Below are 18,320 nucleotides of genomic sequence, written 5' to 3' on the forward strand. Positions count from 1 at the left end.
CCCCTGGTTCTAAATCGTTGCAAGCAGCTGTGATGGTTGCGAGCGCATGTTTCTTCCTCCTTTGGTGGTTTTGGGCGGCCCCTTCCGGTGCCGCCCTCTTTTTTTTCCGACCGGTCGGGATGTTTCTTGCAAGAAGATCGAGCAAATGCTAATATTGACTCTCGTGGTCAACTTTGACCGCGAGCGCATGTTTCTTTCCTCCTTTGTGGTTTTGGGGCTTTCTGTAGCCCCTTTTTTTGTGCCATGCTTGCCACATGCAGCTTGCCACGGAAAACCCCTTCGAGACTCCAGTTCGCAATGGCGAGGTCCTGCGCGGTTACTTTCAGGATTCCGGGCGGGGAGTCACCGGCGTCTTTCTCCCGGGCTTTGCCTCCGACTTGAACGGCAGCAAATCGCAGCTTCTCGCCCGCCATGCGCAGCAAAATCAAAGGTCATGGCTGCGCTTCGACTATCGCGGCATGGGTATCTCCGACGGCAGTTTTGCCGAACTGAGCATCTCCCGCTATCTGGAAGACGTGGAAGCCATACTAAACGCCTTGCCGTCCCGGCCGATTTTCCTCGTTGCTTCGAGCATGGGCGGCTGGGTAGCGACCCGTGCCGCCCAACTCTGGCCTGAGCGCATCCGCGCCCTGCTGCTCATCGCCCCCGCCTACAACTTCATCCGGGACTACTTTGCTGCCCTCCCTCCAGAGGCGCAACAGGCATGGCAACATTCTGGGCTGCACGATTGGTCGCTCGGCAGCAACGGCCCGGTGTATCAGCTCGGCTTCGACGCCGTGCGTGATGCGGCGCGTCACGATGTGCTGCAGGATCCTCCGCGCCTGGAGATTCCGGTCACCATTCTGCATGGCTCCGCGGATGAAGCCGTTCCCCTACAACGGAGCTTTCAGTTTGCCGACCGGGCACGAGCCCAGCCGCTGGCCATCCAAACCCTGCCCGGCGTAAACCATCGCCTGCAAGGTGCAGATCAACAGCTCCTTGCTGCAGTAGAGAGCAGTTTTGCCCACATCAAAAACGACAGAACTCTTGTAAACTCAGTTGCTTAGCACAGAACGCAATGCCGCCCTCTCGCCGCAGGCTCGACGAGTCCGGCGACGCAACGCTCTATTCCGCCTGTTGCCGCAAGGCGTTAGCGAACTCCTCCTCCCCCAGGATCGGAATGCCATACTTTTCGGCCTGCGCCAGCTTGCTGCCCGGACTTTTGCCAACAACCAGGTAGTCGGTCTTTTGGGAAACCGCTGATACGATCTTTCCTCCGCGTTTCTCGATCTCCGCCTTGGCCTCGTCGCGCGTCCAGCGCTCCAGCGTTCCCGTCAGAACGAATTGCTTGCCACTCCAGATACCGCCCTGTGGGGCTGCCGGTGCTGGCCAGTGGATGCCGGCGGCTAGCAGAGCACGAATGACTTCCTGATTGTGACTCTGCGCGAAAAAGTGGGCGACGGCCTGAGCGACCACCGGGCCAACATCTGGTACAGTCTGTAACGTCTCTTCACCTGCGGCCATCAGCTCGGACAAATCACCAAACTGCTCGGCCAGGGCTCGTGCTGTGGTCTCGCCCACCTGGGGAATACCCAGAGCATAGAGAAAACGCGGCAGGGTCGTGTCTTTGCTGTTGGTCAGCTCCGCCAGGAGCTTTTCCGCCGAGCGCCGACCCATGCGCTCCATTTTCATCAGCGTATCGATATCGAGACGGTAGAGGTCAGCGACAGTGCGCACGACTCCGGAATCCACCAAATGCTGCGTCAGTTTTTCCCCCAGCCCGCGAATGTCCATCGCCTTGCGCGAGGCAAAATGCAGCAGCGCACCGACTCGCTGCGCCGGACAAAACAGCCCCCCTGTACAGCGATAGGCGACCTCGTCACCGAGCCGCAGGACTTCTGAGCCGCAGACGGGGCAGTGTCTGGGCATCTGCCATTCGGCTGCAGCCTCGGGACGACGATCGAGCAGGACCTGCACCAGTTCGGGGATCACGTCACCGGCGCGGCGGATCAGCACCGTATCACCAATATGCACGTCTTTGCGACGCACTTCATCCAGATTGTGCAGTGAGGCGCGACTGACGATCACTCCCGCAACCTCTACCGGCGCTAAAACCGCCACGGGGGTGATTACGCCGGTGCGCCCAACCGAAGCGACAATATCCTGCACCACCGTGGTCTCTTCGTGGGCGGGAAACTTGTAGGCAATCGCCCAGCGTGGCGCCCGGGCAGTAAAGCCGAGGCGCTCGCGCGCGTTGAGATCGTCCAGCTTGAAGACGAGACCGTCGATTTCAAAAGCCAGATGATCCCGTCGCCCGGCCATCTCTCGCTGGTAGTCTTCGGCAGCCTGCAGGCTGTCTATCGGTCGGAGCAGATCATGCAGCAGCGCAAAGCCCCAATCCTGTAGACGCTGCAAAATGGCGAGATGGCTGTTCCCAAGCGAGGCAGAGCTTTCGCCCCAGCCCCAAGGAAAAAAGGCCAGAGGACGGCGCGCAGTAATGCGCGGATCGAGCTGTCGGAGACTGCCGGCCGCCGCATTGCGTGGGTTGGCGAAGGGAGCGTCACCATTTTCCTCGCGTTCCTGATTCAGGCGCACAAAGGCGGCGCTGGGAATGACGACCTCGCCGCGTACCTCCAGCAGATCCGGCCAGCCCTCCCCCGCCAGACGCAAGGGGAGATTGCGAATGGTGCGGGCGTTGTGGGTTACGTCTTCACCATGCACGCCATCGCCACGGGTACCCGCAGCCACCAACTCCCCTCCCTCGTAGCGCAGGTTAAGGGAGAGGCCATCGAATTTGGGCTCGGCACTGAGGCGGATCGCTTGGCCATCCCCCAGCCCGCGCTCCAGCCTGTTCCACCAGGCGGCAAAGCCCTCGGCATCGAAGACATTGTCCAATGACAGCATCGGTATGCGATATGCGACGCTGGCAAAGGCGCTGACCGGGGCCGCACCCACCCGTTGCGTGGGCGAATCTGGGCGGCGCCACTGCGGATAGCGTTCCTCTAGCTGCCCCAGCTCGCGCAAGAGACGATCGTACTCTGCATCACTCAGTATGGGGGCATCGTTCTGGTAATAGGCCTGATTGGCCTGCTGCAGCAAGGAGCGCAGTTCTTCGATCCGCAAACGGGAAGCTTCGTCATCCACAAGAGAGTCTCTTTCGGCGAGTTACTGTCCGTAGTATAGGGATTGTGTCCCTGGCCGAAAATTGGGATATCTGCATGCCATGGCTGCGACTGTACGGAACCTTCCGCCGGACGTTATAATCCAAGCAATTGAAAAGCTGGGCCCTTGTGTTTTCTACCAGATGCCCACAACATGGAGAGAGCGGTATTTTTCAGGAGTCACGCGATGAACTATGATCAAAAGCCCTATCAGTTTCCTGACGGCATGAATCCCTACGGGAATCAAGCGCCGGCCCTGAGCCGTGGTAGCCTCATGGCCAAGACCTACGGCTTGCTCGCCGCCACCCTTGGGGTTTCGGCCATTGCCTCGATCTATGGGATGAGCTCGCCGTTTGCGTATCAGCATCCCATTCTGCTGATGATCGGCTCCTTCATCCTGCTCTTTGCGGTCCAGTATACCGGCGCGCATCGCAGCCCCTTTGCCGTGCCTCTGGTATTCGCCTTTGCCGCGGGTATGGGCATGATGATGGGTCCGGGCATTGCCATGTATTTGCGTATGCCCGACGGACCGCAGATCATCGCAACGGCGTTGGGGACCACCGCGGTCATGTTTATCGGCCTCTCCGCCTACGCCATGACCACGCGCAGGAACTTCAGCAATATGGCCGGATTCCTGATGACAGGCCTGATCCTTGCCATCCTGATTTCCCTGCTGGATATGTTCCTGCTGCACATGCCCGCGCTGCAGCTTGCGATTGCCGGGGTGCTGGTCATTGTCTTCAGCGGTCTGATCATCTTTGATACCCAGCGCATGGTGCAGGGTGGCATCCAGGAGCCGGTGTTGCTGGTCGTCGGTCTGTATCTCGACATCATCAACCTCTTTATGGCGCTGCTGGAGATCTTTGGCGGCACGAGCCGAAATTGACGGCATAGCGTTGCAACTCGCCCCGATGCTTTGCCATCGGGGTTTTTGTTTTCTATTAATGTACTACGACAAGGTAGCGTGCCGTTCCCGATGACCGCGAAGCACGAGCATACCCCGGTCATGCGCCAGTATCTGGCGCTCAAGGCCGAGAATCCCGACGCCCTGCTCTTCTTTCGTATGGGCGACTTTTACGAACTGTTTTACGAGGACGCCGGCCGCGTTGCGGAGCTGCTGGGCATTGCCCTGACCACCCGCGGGCAAAGCGCCGGTGCGCCCATTCCCATGGCGGGAGTACCGATCCACAGCGCCGAGGCCTACCTCGCGCGCCTGGTACGCGCCGGGCTCAAAGTGGCGATTGCCGAACAGATCGGCGATCCGGCGCTGGCCAAGGGGCCGGTGGAGCGTTCCATCAGCCGCGTGCTGACTCCTGGTACGCTGGTCGACGCCAGCCTGCTGGAACCCGAGCAAGAATCGCTACTGGCCGCCCTCTGTCCAGGATCGGAGAATACTTGGGGCTTGGCGCTGCTCTCCGTCGCCAGCGGCGAGTTGCGGGTGCAGGATTTTGCTTCTCGGGCGGCTCTGGCCGATCGTCTACGGCAATTGCAGCCGGCGGAGATTCTGCTACCGGAAGGTCAAGAGATATTCTCCGGCTTGGCGCCAGAGCGCTGCCAGCAGATCAGCCAGAAATCTTTTCAGCACAATATCAGTGAGCGGATTCTGCAGCGCTACTTCGGCAACCGTCTGGGCAGTTTTGGGGTTGCCGATCATCCTCTCGCGTTGCGCGCCGCTGCCGCCGTCCTCGACTATGCCGAATCGCGGCTCAAAATCTCCCTTGCCCAGGTGCAGCGCATCACTCCGGAGCGCCCCTCGGAAATCCTGGGAATCGACGCCAACGCGCTGCGTTCCCTGGAAATTCTGGCCGGGCGGGACAATGACGGTCCCAGCCTCTGGCGCTTGCTGCAACATTGCCAAACCCCCATGGCCGCGCGCCTTTTGCGTCGCTGGCTCTTGCGACCCCTACGCCAAGGCGAGGAGCTTCTAATACGTCAACAGCGGGTTGCGCAGCTGGTAGAAGGATCTCGGTATCGAAATCTTCAGCAATCCCTGCATGGGCTTGCCGATATCGAGCGCGTACTGACTCGCGTTGCCCTGGAGCGTGCCAGCCCGCGCGATCTGGGCCAGTTGCGGCATTTTCTGCAGCGCCTGCCGGAGATCCTTGCTGCCATCGCAGCCGCCCAGGAATCTGCCAGCCCCACGGTCGCCAGTGCAGATCTGGAAAGATTCGCGCAGTTGCAAGGTCTTTTGGAACGTGCCCTCGTCGACGAGTTACCCCTGAGCCAGCGCGATGGCGGCTATCTGCGCGATGACTACGATCCCGAGTTGGGGGCCCTGCGTCACGCCGAGCAAAATGTGGGGCAGGAGCTGGCAGACCTCGAAGCGGCCGAACGGGAGCGCAGCGGCATCGCCCAGCTGCGCGTCCAGTTCAATCGCGTGCACGGCTATTTCATCGAGATTCCACGCAGCTACGAGGGGCCGGTACCCGCCGACTATCGACGCCGACAAAGCACCAAAAATGCCGAGCGCTTCAGTAACGTCACCCTGAAGGAAATCGAAGATAGGGTCTTGTCTGCCGAAAGCCGCGCCCTCTCGCGCGAAAAGGCGCTCTACACGGAGCTTCTGCATACGGTAGCAAAACAGCTTCCGGCCCTGCAGGAAGTGCTCGCAGAAATCGCGCAGTGGGACCTGCTCGCCAATTTTGCCGAACGGGCCCATAGCTTGCGCTGGATAGCGCCAGAATTTTGCGACGAGGCGGTGCTGGAGATTGCAGCGGGGAGACACCCGTTGGTGGAGGTCGAGCTGGGCGCGCACTTTGTCCCCAACGATCTGCACTTGCATGACGAGCGGCGTACGCTGCTGATCACCGGCCCCAACATGGGCGGCAAATCCACCTACATGCGCCAGGTGGCGCTGATCGTCTTTCTGGCCCACATTGGCTGCTGGGTTCCGGCGCAAGCGGCGCGGCTGGGTCCGGTGGATCAGATTTTTACCCGCATTGGTGCCGCCGACGACCTCGCCGGCGGACGCTCGACCTTTATGGTAGAGATGCAGGAAAGCGCGCAGATCCTCCATCTGGCAACGGCACAGAGCTTGATCATTCTGGATGAGATTGGACGCGGTACCGCTACCTACGATGGCCTCGCGATTGCCTGGGCCACCGCCGAGGAGCTGCTACGCAAAGGGAGTTATACCCTCTTCGCCACGCACTACTTCGAGCTGACGGAGATGCAGCATCCATTGCTGGCAAACGTCCATGTCGATGCCTTGGCAGCCAACGACCGCGTCACCTTCCTCCATCAGATCGAGGATGGACCGGCAACGCAAAGCTTTGGACTGGCAGTTGCCCGCCTGGCCGGCTTGCCGGATACCGTTCTGCAGAGCGCACGAGCGCGTCTGGCGAGCCTGGAAGATCCAGCGCGCGCCCCCATCGCAGAGCCCCAAAGCACCACACAGCAATTATCCCTCTTTATCGATGCACCACACCCGGCGATTCAAGCCTTACGGGAAATTGATCCCGAGGACTTCAGTCCCCGTGCTGCCCTGGAGGCGTTGTTCCGACTGCGTCGCCTCGTCGAAGAGAGCGACTGAGACGCCAAGCTTGGCGTCTCTTTCGGAACTTGCCCAGCAGGGGTATAGTCTAACGCGTAACAAGGGGGCGACCGGCTTCGACGCAGGTCGCGAAGCCTTCGGTGCATGCAGAGCTGCGGTTCGCTCTTAAAACTGATCGCAGATTCATAATTGCCAACGACAGCAATTACGCCCTCGCTGCGTAAGCAGTGAGCCCTCCGCCCGGGTTTGTCCATGGGTCCGGTGGCCGCAAGGCCTGCGGGGGGTCGACGAAACATGGAATCGTGCCGGATCTGGTCGGTGGGTCCCGCATTAAAGTAAAGCCGAATCGCTGGGTGCGCATCCTGTTTGTCGGAGTCGCGCCGGGTTAAAACCCAATAGACAAACTACGCATGTAGATCCGGTGGTCTAGGTCTTGCGGACGCGGGTTCAATTCCCGCCGCCTCCACCAAATTGAAGGGCTGGGATAATCTCCGGGCCCTTTTTCTTGCCTGAAATCCCCGCGCCACGCGGGGTTCCGGCCATCCGTGCTACGGGTGGGCATCTGTCAAAACGCCCCGAATCGACCACTTTCTCGGCCAGAGCCGTCTCTATTCTCTGTTTGGCCTGCGGTCGAGGGCGGTGGACTGGGTGGTCATGGCAGGCTCCGGGTTGATTGATCGCGTCACTATTCACGCGCGGAACGATCAAAAAGCCAAGCGCTGCCGAATAGGATAATCATTTATTTATCGGGGCAATGGAATGGTTATTTACCCCAATTCAGGGTACGATTACCCCATTTACGGCTCCCGAAACCCTTCATGCACTCACTCTTGCCCGACTACCTCGCCAAGCTGCGCTTTGATGCCCAGCAACTGGCGACGCTGCGCGCTCTGGGCGAGTACCGGGGCAAGCAGCAGCTATACGTGGCGCAGTCGCCCGAGGTGTTGAGCGACTTGCGGCAGGTGGCCGTGGTGGAGTCAACCGAGTCATCCAACCGCCTGGAGGGCGTAGTGGTCGCGGCGCACCGCCTAAAGTCACTGGTGCTCAAAAACGCCACGCCGCAAAGCCGCTCCGAGCAAGAGGTGGCAGGCTACCGTGACGCGCTGGGTCTGATCCACGAAAGCGGCGAGCAAATGCCCTTCTCAGAGGGCACCGTCCTGCAACTTCACGGCATTCTGTATCGCTACATGCCACAGCCGGGCGGGTACTGGAAAGCCACGAATAACGACATCGTCGAGCGTCACCCCGATGGCAGCTCACGCATCCGTTTCCGGCCAGTGGCGGCGCATCTCACGCCCATGGCAATGACAAACATGATCGCGCGCTATCGCACGGCACTGGATCAGCACCTTGCCGACCCCCTCGTGCTGGTGCCGCTGGCCATCCTCGATTTCCTCTGCATCCACCCCTTCCCAGATGGCAACGGCCGCATGGCGCGGCTGCTCACCCTGCAATTGCTCTACCACTTTGACTATGCCGTGGGCCGCTTCATCAGCCTGGAGCGCATCTTCGAAGAGTCGAAAGAGAGCTACTACGAAACACTGGAGGCCAGCTCGCAGGGCTGGCATGACGGTGCCCACGATATCGCGCCGTGGCTGGACTATTTCTGGGGGGCTCTGCTGCGGGCCTACAAGGAATTCGAGGAACGCGTCGGCACCATCGAACGCGGGCGCGGCGCCAAGGGCGACCGTGTGCGCGCCGAAATTCTCAAGCGCAACCTGCCGTTCTCAATCTCCGAAATCGAAGAAGCCTGCCCCGGCATCAGCCGCGACATGGTCCGCGTCGTCTTGCGCGCCATGAAAGCCGAAGGGCTGATCACGCCAACGGGCAAAGGCCGTGCGGCCAAATGGGAACAAACGGGGCCGAGGCCATGAAGATGCTATCGGACAACTTTTGTCATATCTGCGGTAATTGGGCGATATCAGCCCAACCAAACCTCTCGCATTTCAGGACGCATCCATGAGCGCCAATTTCCAACAACTCGCCAACTTCATTTGGTCTGTCGCCGATCTGCTGCGCGGACCGTATCGCCCGCCGCATGAGCGCTAACCAGCCGCCCTATACCATCACCCCAGAGATCCTGAACCGGGTCGCCGCGATTAGCGAAGCTATCGGGCGGTTAACCGTGCTCACTGACCAGGCGAGAGCATTGCGGCTGCGGCGCATCAATCGCATCCGCACCATCCATGGCTCGCTGACCATCGAGGGCAACGCCCTGAGCGAGGCGCAGATCACCGCGATTCTGGAGGGCAAGCGGGTCATCGCCCCGCCACGCCCCGCGAGGTGCAGGAAGTGAAAAACGCCTTGGCCGCTTACGACCGTTTCGACACCTGGAAGCCTAGTGTGGAAAAAGACTTGCTGGAGGCGCACCGGATTTTGATGTCCGGCCTGATCGATGAGGCAGGGCTGTATCGGCATGGCGGCGTGGGGGTAATGGCAGGCCAGCAGGTGATTCACATGGCCCCGCCAGCAGATCGGGTACCGCATCTGATGGCGGACCTCTTCGGCTGGCTGGCAGCCACAGACGTCCATCCGCTCATTGCCAGCTCGGTTTTTCACTACGAATTTGAGTTCATCCACCCCTTTGCCGACGGCAATGGCCGCATGGGACGGCTGTGGCAGAGCCTGATTCTGGCACACTGGAATCCTTTGTTCGCCAACATTCCAGTGGAAAGCCTGATCTTCGAGCACCAGGCCGAGTATTACCAAGCCTTGCAGGAAAGCACCCAAAAGACCGACTCCGCACCCTTCATCGCCTTCATGCTGCGGATGATTTTGGATACCGTGACCACCTCCGCCCCCCAAGTTAGCCCTCAAGTCACCCCCCAAGTCGGCGAACTGCTGGCGGCGATCCGGGGCGAGATGGGCCGCGAGGCACTGCAATCCGCCCTGGGGCTTTCGGACCGCAAATCCTTCCGCGAGCGCTACCTCAAACCGGCTCTGGACGACGGCCTGATTGAGATGACCATTCCCGACAAACCCAACAGCCGCTTGCAGAAATACCGCTTGACCGACAAAGGCCGCCAGTGGCTGGCGCAGCATGGCGATGGATAAGACTGGGGAAAGATATGGCACTGGACTACGCCACATTAGAGCTGCTCCGCCAGAACCACCCAGCGTGGCGTTTGCTGTGCGCACATCACGCGCCGCTGGTGGCCGGTTTTCTGCACTGGGTGTTCATCGTGCCCAGTGTCCGCAATCTGTCTCAGGCCGTCCTGGACGAGGTCCACCACGGCGCCGTCGCTCTCGCATCGCGTATCTCCAAGCGCCTGCGTTGCATCTGGTTATTATCAAAACATCTCCGGTGAAGGTTGCGGCCTTTCGGGATCTATCCTAAAGGCATGGCGATAGAACCCAATCCGCCTGCATCTCCCGGATCACTTCAGGATGCTTTGCGGCGATCCGCAGCAATGTGCAGGCCGCGCCGGAAGGGTTACGCCGTCCCTGCTCCCAATCCTGAAGGGTACGGACAGACACCCCCATGAGTGCTGCAAATTGGGATTGGGATAGCCCGGCATGGATACGCGCCTGTACTACCTGGGGCACGTCAACCGCATGAACAGCGCCGCGCTTGCCTGCCTTCATCTGGCGAACGGACTCCAGCAGTTCCGCCCCAATGTCTCGCCCGGCGCCGCGCTCCAGCAACTCCTTTTCAGTCAGCATCGTAAGGGTCTCAACCAGCGTCATCATGAGAAGGAATTATACGGAGGATTCGATCATGGCTCACTCCACGATGCTGCACGTCCGGGTGAACGACGAAATCAACCAGATCCCATTAGCGCAGACAGTTGTTCGGGTCGGGTATGGAGGCCTTCTTTCGGTAGGGTGGAATACGGGTGGAATACGGGTCTTGCCAAATTTTGCCAAAGAACCCACACTTGCGCCATGAGTACGATGAACATCTCTCTCCCCGACACTCTGAAGTCCTTCGTGGATGAACAGGTCAGCCAGCGCGGCTATGGCACGAGCAGCGAGTACTTGCGCGAACTGATCCGCAAGGACCAGGACCGTCTGCAACTGCGGGGCTTGCTGTTGGCCGGAGTAGCATCTGCCCCGGCGGGGCCCGCCGATGCCAGTTACTTCGACGGGATGCGAGATCAGATACGCAAGGCTGCCAAACCCGCTGCCAAGGCGTGAAGGCCAAGCCAGTCATCCCGCGTGAGCAGGCCAACAGGGATGTGGACGAGGCGGTCGCCTACCATTTGAATGCGGCGGGTGAAGCCGTGGCGCTCGGTTTCATCGATGCACTGGAGAAGGCCTACGGCCACATCGCTCGTTACCCCGCCACTGAATCACCCCGCTACGCCCACGAACTGAACCTGCCGGGCCTGCGCACTTGGCCGCTGACACGCTACCCGCACCTCGTGTTTTATGTTGAGCACCCGAACCACATCGATGTCTGGCGTGTGCTGCATGGCCATCGGGATATTCCGGCGTGGATGCAGGAGCCTGATGACGTGTGACAGGGATGGGCAATGAGCGCCTTCGTACCAAAAATCGACCAACAGCAGGTGCTCGATAGCGTGGAAGCCTATTTCCAGGCCTGCCACGCTCTGCGATGAGTCAGTGCCCGCCATCAGTCTGCACTTGAAGCGCAGTTACTCCGACAAGGAGTTGACGCACGAGGCAACTGTTAAGCAGTACTTAATAGTTCAAACCGATGCGAAGAAGTATTCGACTTTCTGGCCGGTTGCGGCATGGACGAGGAATGCTTTTACGATGCACTGCTGCGGATGTTCGAGCAGGCGCTGAAATATGTACTCGCCTTACACTGCAGTCGGCATTCCTCGCCCGGCCGGACCTTGTTACGTGCTTGGGTAGTAGCCAAGATAAGAAACGACTGCTCGCATTGCCTCAAACTATGCAGTATTTTGGTGGGTATGCCCTCCTTTGACTGTAACAGTTGCCCTAACCCGCCTGCGAGTGCAGATCACGGAATCTTTCGCGAAGCCTCGAGCGAGGCCAAATGATGCTGACTGCGCGTATCGCCATCGTCGGTGGCGGGCTGGCGGGACTCTATGCAGCCTATCTACTGGAGCAAAAGGGCATACACGATTATGTGCTCCTGGAAGCGCGCGAGGGTTGGGGCGGACGGATCGCCACGACGCCCAGCATTACCGAAAGTTCAGCACTGGATCGCTTCGACCTCGGCCCAACATGGTTCTGGCCCGACTACCAGGCACAACTCGACCGCCTGATCCAGAGTCTGGGTCTGGAACGTTTCGCGCAATATGAAAAGGGAAGCATGCTTGTCGAGCGCACGCCCCACGGCGCAGCGGAGTGGATGCCTGGCTACACCTACACGCCGCCGTCGATGCGGCTGGTCGGAGGCATGGGCGCATTGATCGACGCTGTGCGGCGGACATTGCCAGCGCACAAGCTTTTGCTGAATCATCGCGTACAGCGCATACGCAGCGAGGGTCAGCATGTCGAACTGGACGTCGAGGCGGCGCAACAGGCCCTCACTTTCCGCGTGGAATCACTACTTCTGGCCGTACCACCGCGCCTGGCGGCGACCACCATCGACTTCCTCCCCGAGTTGCCGGGGCCGCTGCTGCAGGCCTGGAGAGCCACCCCCACCTGGATGGCGCCCCATGCCAAGTATCTTGCCGTCTACGACGAGCCATTCTGGCGCGCGCAGGGTTTGTCCGGAGAGGCGCGTAGCGCTTGTGGACCCCTCGGTGAAATGCACGATGCGTCCATGCCGGGTGGCAGTGCGGCCTTGTTCGGGTTTTTCGCCTTGCCCGCCGCGCTTCGCAAGGGAATCCCCGAGGAAACTCTCCGGTTGCACTGCCGCGCGCAGTTTGCGCGACTGTTCGGAGAGCGGGCGGCAACGCCGCGGGCGGACTTTCTCAAGGACTGGGCCGCCGATTCCTGGACGGCGACTGAGGCGGACCAGAGTGAGGTCGCTCAGCATGGTTCGGCCCCACCTTCCTCGGCGGCAGAAGGTCCTTGGCGGGGACGACTCACTGGCATTGCCAGCGAATGGTCACCCCAGTTTCCGGGCTATGTTGCCGGCGCTGTCGAAGCGGCCGCGCTCGGCGTTGGCCAGCTATTACGACAAAAGACCTGAACTGGCTTACGAGCCCTATGCGCCAGCCAGGGAATCCAGCAGCGTCGCAAGTTCTGCCGGTAATGGCGCCTCGACGCGAATCATGCGTTCATCCCGTGGATGAGGGAACGCCAACAGGCTTGCATGTAGAAAAAGCCGCCGCAGCCCGCGCTCGCGAAAGCGGGCGTTGGCGTTCGCATCGCCATATTTTTCGTCCCCCAGCAGGGGGTGACCCAGGGCTTGCAAATGCACGCGGATCTGGTGCGTGCGGCCGGTCTCGAGCTCGGCCTCCACCAGAGTACAGTCGGACAACCTTTGCAGAGGGGTGAAGCGCGTGGCGGCGGCCTTACCTTCCTGCTGATCTACCCGCACCATCCGTTCGCCCGAGCGCAGGGTATTTTTGCGCAGAGGCAGATCGACGCGACGCTCTCCCCCCACCCATTTCCCCCATGCCAGACCCAGATAGCGTTTCTGAAAGGCAGACTCGCGCAGATCAGCATGCAGTTGGCGCAGCGCCGAGCGGCGCTTGGCCAGCAGCAGGCAACCGGAGGTCTCCCGATCCAGACGATGCACCAGTTCCAACTCGCGCAGTTCCGGACGCAGACTGCGCAGTGCCTCGATGACTCCCCAGGCGATCCCCGAACCGCCATGTACGGCCAGGCCACTGGGTTTGTCCAGGACGAGCAGCCGGTCATCCTCATAGAGAATGCGCTGGCGTAGATCATCGGCGAGCCAGGACGAAACCTGGGGCGCAGGACTGGGGTCGGCCTGGCGCAGCGGTGGGACGCGCACCTGGTCACCCGGCGCCAGATGATATTGCGCCTTGGCCCGCCCCTTGTTCACCCGCACCTCGCCACTGCGCAGGATTTTGTAGACATGGGAGCGCGGCACCCCTTTCATCACGCGCAACAAAAAATTGTCCAGCCGCTGCCCCGCCTCTGCTTCTCCGATCTCCAGGTAGCGGACCCCGCTTTCTGCCATCTGCCAACTCCATCGCCAAGGTTTGCGATTCTATTCTCATCTGTCATATATTGCGACGTAGGCCGCGCTGCAGTGAGAGTGCACCGGTCGAAGATACAGGTACAATCATCGGCTGCGACCGTATGTGCCGCCCAGTTCATGCAATACGTTGCGCTCCCCATTGTGGGTTTGAGCGCCGGAGAAGACAGTAATGAAAAGAATGTTGATCAATGCCACCCATGCAGAAGAGCTGCGGGTGGCGCTCGTAGATGGACAGAAACTGCTCGATCTGCATCTGGAACACGCCTTCCGTGAGCAGAAAAAAAGCAATGTATACAAAGGGAAAATCACCCGCATCGAGCCCAGCCTCGAGGCCGCTTTTGTCGATTATGGCGCCGAACGGCACGGCTTTCTGCCCCTCAAAGAAATCTCCCGCGAATATTTTCAAAAACAGGAATCCGGCCGCAAGCGCATCCAGGAACTGGTGCGCGAAGGTCAGGAAGTCATCGTCCAGGTCGACAAAGAGGAGCGCTCAAACAAGGGCGCGGCATTGACCACCTTCGTCAGCCTGGCGGGCCGTTACCTGGTATTGATGCCCAACAATCCCCGAGCGGGTGGTGTGTCGCGGCGCATCGAGGGGGACGACCGGGCCCAGATCCGTCAGCACCTGCAAATGCTGGACATTCCGGAAGACATGGGGGTGATTGCCCGCACGGCCGGGATTGGCCAGGATTTCGAGGCGCTGCAACGCGATCTGGAATATCTCAAGCAGATCTGGCAGGCGATTCTGGCGGCGGCTGCCGAGCAGCCTGCCCCCTTCCTCATCTACCAAGAAGGCAATGTGGTGGTGCGCGCTCTGCGCGATCACTTTTCCGAGGACATCGGCGAAGTCCTGATCGACGAGGCGTCGGCCTTTGAGGCGGCACAGCAATTCATGCGCGGAATGATGCCGCGCATGCTTTCCCGCCTCAAATTCTACGAAAACGATATACCACTTTTCAGCCGTTACCAGATCGAACAGCAGATCGAGTCGGCCTTCAGCCGCGAGGTACGCCTGGAATCGGGCGGCGCCATTGTCATCGACCACACCGAAGCGCTGGTCGCCATCGACATCAACTCCGGCAAGTCCACCAAGGGGCAGGATATCGCCGAAACCGCCTTCCAGACCAATCTGGAGGCAGCGGATGAAATCGCCCGGCAGATTCGCCTGCGCGACCTGGGAGGGCTGATCGTCGTTGATTTCATCGACATGGAATCGCCCAAACATCAGCGCGAGGTCGAAACCCGCATCCGCGAGGCCCTGAAAATCGATCGGGCGCGGGTGCAGGTGGGCCGTATCTCCCGCTTTGGACTGCTGGAGATGTCACGCCAACGGCTGGGTGCGAGTCTGGACGAAGCCACCTACGAACCTTGCCCACGTTGCCGCGGCACCGGCCAGATCCGCGGCTGCGAGGGCACCGCCATGCATGTGCTGCGCCTGCTGCACGAAGAAGCCCTCAAGCGCAATTGCAGCGAAGTGGAGTGCCAGGTACCGATCGATGTCGCTGTCTATCTGCTCAATGAAAAGCGGCAGGCGATCCTCGAACTCGAGGCACGCAGTGGGGTGCGCCTCAACATTATCCCCAATCCGGCTCTGGTGACACCGCACTACGAGATCCAGCGCATCAAGGGCGAAGCCAGCCCCGAGCGCCCCGTCGAGAGTCGCGTCAGTGCGGTGCCACAGCGTCCGAGCAAGGCGACGGCAAACAGCAGTGCGGCAATCACCCCCCTCACCGCGCCACCGCCACCGGACGAGCTGCCACCGCCACGCCTACCGACAGCCAAGGCCAAGCCGGCCGCCCCTGCACCGCGCGAAGAAGGAATTCTTGCGCGTCTCGTCCGCGCCCTGGTCTCCCGCTACGTACCGATGGATGCCGAAACTTTCGCCGCCTATACCGGCGCGGCCGAAAGTACCGACAATGGCGAAAAGGTCGCCAACGATAGCGAGAGCCCGGACGACGGCAGTCGCGCCGGGGGGCGCCGCCGGCGCCGGGGCGGTCGGCGGGCGCGAGCGCGACGCCAGCACGGCGGCGAGGCCAATGCGGTAGACGACGAACTCGAAGAAGAACCAGAGTCCAGCCCAGTGATCCTGCCCCCCGCGGAGGGTGGCATGGTCGACGAGGAGCTTCGCTACCCCGGTCTGGTACCCGCAGCCGACGACTGGCACCAGTTACTGGTCCCCGCCAGTGCCGTCGCGAGCCAAGTACATGGAGAAGCGCCCGCCGAGCGATTGGAAGTAGCCCACGAGGTCGGAGCATTCGATCCTGTACCCAGCAACAATTCGCCATCGGCAGAATCCGTTGACGCGGATTCCGAAAATGCGAGTGCCGAATGGGATGTCAATGCCAACGCCGATGATGTTGTCCCGACAGACACGCCTGCGCTAGGCAGTGGAGATAGCGCCAATAGGGATCTGCCAGAACCACTCTCGGAAGAAGAGACGTCCGCTACGCCGCAGGCAAGCAGTGAGGATGCAGCTCCGGTAACGACTGGGGATACGAACCAAATTTCCGATCTGGAGGTTGCGGAACCCGCAGCGCTGGAGGTGGTTGGCGAGGCGGCAGGCGCTACGGAGGATCGGCCAGCGGGCGACGAAAATGACCTGCTCAAGGGTCAGGGTGATCTTCTCGGAGGCGACTGACCCCCCAATGCTATTCACCGGGCAAATGCATTTCACGAAAGCGCTGCCCGGCCGAGACGGTGACAAACGGCATGGGGGTGTAGGGTCGGCAGCAGAACCTTCGCTGTTCAGCTAGGATTTTTCTGCAATCGGCCCGTCCGCGCAAAAAATTTTTCCGCGGCTTGCTCAATCTGCGCTCGGCAAGCGCGAAAATCTTCCATCTCCCCCCAGTAGGGATCAGCAACCTCTTCCGGCTCCCGGCCCTCGAGAAAGGGATCGAGGAGTAGTCCAAGCCTGGCAGAATGCCCGGCTGGGGCAAGGGACTGGAGCGCGCGCAGGTTCGCGCGGTCCAGGGCCAGTATCCAGTCGAAGCGGGTAAAGTCGGACTTCTCTACCTGGCGGCCCCGGAGATTTTCGATGGCGATACCGACCTCGGCGCTGGCCCGTTGCGCGCGTCGGTCCGGTGCCTCACCGACGTGGTAATCCGCTGTCCCCGCCGAGTCGATCTGCCAATCCAGGCCGCGCTGCTCTGCGAGCTGACGAAAGACTCCCTCCGCCATCGGCGAGCGGCAGATATTTCCCAAACATACCAACAGGATCTTCATGTCCTCAACGCCGCCGCCAGGTACTGCCACTCGCGCTGTCCTCGATGACGATCCCCGCCGCTTCCAGATCTGCACGGATGGCATCGGCATGGGCGAAATTGCGCTGTACCCGCGCAGTCTGCCGCTCCGCGAGTTTGGCCTCGATCCAGTCGGCGTCTTCGTCCTCGCCCTGAAAGAAGCGCTCGGGATCCTGCTGCAGGAGGCCGAGAATTCCGCCGAGATGACGCAGGAGCGTACCCAGGGGCGATGCCAGTTCGCTGCCCTGCTCGCGCAGCCGGTTGATTTCCCGCGCCAACTCGAAAAGTACGGCCAGGGCCCCAGGCGTATTGGCATCATCGGCCAACGCAGCGACGAATCGCGCCTCCCAATCTGCACCGAGCTCCGGCACCAGCTCGTGGGGGGGCAATCCCCGCAGCGTCGTATACAGTCGTACAAGGGAATTTTGTGCCGCGGCCAAGGCATCGTCACTATACTGCAGTGGACTACGGTAATGGCTGCTGAGAATAAAAAAGCGCAGGGCTTCGCCGCCATAGATGGGGATCAGATCGCGTACCGTCACGAAATTTCCCAATGATTTCGACATCTTTTCGTCGCGCACGCGAATATGCCCGTTGTGCAGCCAGTAGTGCGCGAAGGCACAGCCGGCACCCTGCGACTGCGCGATCTCGTTTTCGTGATGCGGAAACTGCAGATCGAGGCCACCCCCATGAATGTCGAAGGCACAGCCCAAGGCCTCGGTTGACATCGCGGAACATTCGATATGCCAGCCTGGGCGCCCTTCCCCCCACGGCGATGCCCAGGCCGGCTCGCCGGGTTTGGCTGCCTTCCACAACGCAAAGTCCAAAGGATCCCGCTTCCGTTCATCCGGCTCGATGCGGGCACCTACCTGCAGTTCGTCGAGGCTGCGCCCGGAGAGTTTGCCATACCCGGGAAAGCTGCGTACCGCGTAATAGACGTCGCCATTCTCGGCAACATAAGCGTGGCCCTTGTCGATGAGGGTGGCAATCAGGGCCTGCATGCCCGGGATATGCTGCGTGGCACGTGGTTCAAGATCCGGTGGCAGGCACCCCAGTGCCGCCTCATCTTCGTGCATCGCCACGATGAACCGCTCGGTGAGCGCCGTGATTGGCTCCTGCCGCTCTGCTGCCCGGTGGATGATCTTGTCGTCGACATCCGTAATGTTGCGCACATAGCGAGTTTCCAGGCCCCAGTAGCGGAGAATGCGTGACCAGGTATCGAAGGTGACCATGGCGCGGGCATGACCCAAGTGACAATAATCGTAGACGGTCATCCCACAGACGTAGAGGCTCGCCGTGCCAGACTGCAAGGGCGTGAAAACAACCTTTTCTCGCTGCAGACTGTCGTGGAGGTGTAGAACAGGGAGTGCTTTGGGCATGACGTTCTCGAATCC

The 18,320-nt window shown here is 60.8% G+C and carries 16 protein-coding genes and 1 other RNA gene; 12 read left to right on the forward strand and 5 right to left on the reverse strand.

Annotation, left to right across the window (positions count from 1 at the left end):
• The first annotated feature begins 254 nt into the window (after positions 1 to 254).
• Positions 255 to 1,046 carry an alpha/beta fold hydrolase gene (locus ACQAYK_RS07455; RefSeq protein ID WP_226827447.1) on the forward strand — a complete coding sequence of 264 codons (792 nt, stop codon included), beginning with the start codon at positions 255 to 257 and terminating at the stop codon, positions 1,044 to 1,046.
• 58 nt (positions 1,047 to 1,104) lie between these two features.
• Here ACQAYK_RS07455 and ligA read toward each other — a convergent pair whose 3' ends face one another.
• Entirely contained in the window at positions 1,105 to 3,123 is a 2,019-nt protein-coding gene (ligA, locus tag ACQAYK_RS07460; RefSeq protein ID WP_215873159.1) for an NAD-dependent DNA ligase LigA, read from the reverse strand.
• A 204-nt stretch (positions 3,124 to 3,327) separates the two neighbouring features.
• Between ligA and ACQAYK_RS07465 the strand changes: the two genes are divergently transcribed.
• From ACQAYK_RS07465 to ACQAYK_RS07495, 7 genes are all read left to right on the forward strand, one after another.
• Positions 3,328 to 4,026, forward strand: a complete 699-nt coding sequence (locus ACQAYK_RS07465) for a Bax inhibitor-1/YccA family membrane protein (protein ID WP_483167379.1) — start codon at positions 3,328 to 3,330, stop codon at positions 4,024 to 4,026.
• A gap of 90 nt (positions 4,027 to 4,116) precedes the next feature.
• On the forward strand, positions 4,117 to 6,672 hold the full coding sequence (gene mutS / locus ACQAYK_RS07470; RefSeq protein WP_483167380.1) for a DNA mismatch repair protein MutS: 2,556 nt from the start codon (positions 4,117 to 4,119) through the stop codon (positions 6,670 to 6,672).
• A 63-nt stretch (positions 6,673 to 6,735) separates the two neighbouring features.
• Positions 6,736 to 7,102, forward strand: a transfer-messenger RNA (tmRNA) gene (ssrA, locus tag ACQAYK_RS07475).
• Positions 7,103 to 7,463: 361 nt separating this feature from the next.
• A complete protein-coding gene (locus ACQAYK_RS07480; protein WP_483167381.1) occupies positions 7,464 to 8,507 on the forward strand; it encodes a Fic family protein in 1,044 nt (347 codons plus the stop codon).
• A gap of 164 nt (positions 8,508 to 8,671) precedes the next feature.
• On the forward strand, positions 8,672 to 8,929 hold the full coding sequence (locus tag ACQAYK_RS07485) for a hypothetical protein (RefSeq protein WP_215872977.1): 258 nt from the start codon (positions 8,672 to 8,674) through the stop codon (positions 8,927 to 8,929).
• Positions 8,926 to 9,687 carry a Fic family protein gene (locus ACQAYK_RS07490; protein WP_483167382.1) on the forward strand — a complete coding sequence of 254 codons (762 nt, stop codon included), beginning with the start codon at positions 8,926 to 8,928 and terminating at the stop codon, positions 9,685 to 9,687. Before ACQAYK_RS07485 ends, ACQAYK_RS07490 begins: the two co-directional genes overlap by 4 nt.
• A 14-nt stretch (positions 9,688 to 9,701) precedes the next feature.
• Positions 9,702 to 9,941 carry a DUF3375 family protein gene (locus ACQAYK_RS07495; RefSeq protein WP_483167383.1) on the forward strand — a complete coding sequence of 80 codons (240 nt, stop codon included), beginning with the start codon at positions 9,702 to 9,704 and terminating at the stop codon, positions 9,939 to 9,941.
• A 25-nt stretch (positions 9,942 to 9,966) separates the two neighbouring features.
• Here ACQAYK_RS07495 and ACQAYK_RS07500 read toward each other — a convergent pair whose 3' ends face one another.
• Positions 9,967 to 10,296, reverse strand: a complete 330-nt coding sequence (locus ACQAYK_RS07500) for a helix-turn-helix domain-containing protein (protein ID WP_215872974.1) — start codon at positions 10,294 to 10,296, stop codon at positions 9,967 to 9,969.
• 231 nt (positions 10,297 to 10,527) lie between these two features.
• On the opposite strand from ACQAYK_RS07500, the gene ACQAYK_RS07505 reads away from it, so the two are divergent.
• The 3 genes from ACQAYK_RS07505 to ACQAYK_RS07515 all read left to right on the forward strand — a co-directional run bounded on the left by ACQAYK_RS07505 (position 10,528) and on the right by ACQAYK_RS07515 (position 12,706).
• Entirely contained in the window at positions 10,528 to 10,770 is a 243-nt protein-coding gene (locus ACQAYK_RS07505) for a ribbon-helix-helix domain-containing protein (RefSeq protein WP_215890308.1), read from the forward strand.
• Positions 10,767 to 11,096, forward strand: coding sequence for a type II toxin-antitoxin system RelE/ParE family toxin (locus ACQAYK_RS07510; RefSeq protein WP_215872809.1), 330 nt, complete (start codon positions 10,767 to 10,769; stop codon positions 11,094 to 11,096). Before ACQAYK_RS07505 ends, ACQAYK_RS07510 begins: the two co-directional genes overlap by 4 nt.
• 503 nt (positions 11,097 to 11,599) lie before the next feature.
• Positions 11,600 to 12,706 (forward strand): flavin monoamine oxidase family protein, encoded by a 1,107-nt coding sequence (locus ACQAYK_RS07515; protein ID WP_226827281.1) that lies wholly within the window; start codon positions 11,600 to 11,602, stop codon positions 12,704 to 12,706.
• Positions 12,707 to 12,721: 15 nt separating this feature from the next.
• On the opposite strand, the gene ACQAYK_RS07520 is transcribed toward ACQAYK_RS07515, so the two are convergent.
• Positions 12,722 to 13,666 carry an RluA family pseudouridine synthase gene (locus tag ACQAYK_RS07520; RefSeq protein ID WP_215872810.1) on the reverse strand — a complete coding sequence of 315 codons (945 nt, stop codon included), beginning with the start codon at positions 13,664 to 13,666 and terminating at the stop codon, positions 12,722 to 12,724.
• Between the two features lie 190 nt (positions 13,667 to 13,856).
• Here ACQAYK_RS07520 and ACQAYK_RS07525 point away from each other — a divergent pair, with 190 nt between their 5' ends.
• Positions 13,857 to 16,325, forward strand: coding sequence for an Rne/Rng family ribonuclease (locus ACQAYK_RS07525; RefSeq protein ID WP_215872811.1), 2,469 nt, complete (start codon positions 13,857 to 13,859; stop codon positions 16,323 to 16,325).
• 107 nt (positions 16,326 to 16,432) lie between these two features.
• On the opposite strand, the gene ACQAYK_RS07530 is transcribed toward ACQAYK_RS07525, so the two are convergent.
• Entirely contained in the window at positions 16,433 to 16,939 is a 507-nt protein-coding gene (locus tag ACQAYK_RS07530; RefSeq protein ID WP_215872812.1) for a low molecular weight protein-tyrosine-phosphatase, read from the reverse strand.
• The gene (gene cysS, locus ACQAYK_RS07535) at positions 16,914 to 18,305 is read right to left on the reverse strand and encodes a cysteine--tRNA ligase (protein WP_215872813.1); all 1,392 of its coding nucleotides are present in this window, start codon (positions 18,303 to 18,305) and stop codon (positions 16,914 to 16,916) included. The genes ACQAYK_RS07530 and cysS overlap by 26 nt, the downstream gene beginning before the upstream one ends.
• Positions 18,306 to 18,320: the final 15 nt, after the last annotated feature.

It is taken from the genome of Acidithiobacillus sp. AC3, assembly GCF_050261095.1.
Taxonomy (GTDB): Bacteria; Pseudomonadota; Gammaproteobacteria; order Acidithiobacillales; family Acidithiobacillaceae; genus Igneacidithiobacillus; species Igneacidithiobacillus copahuensis.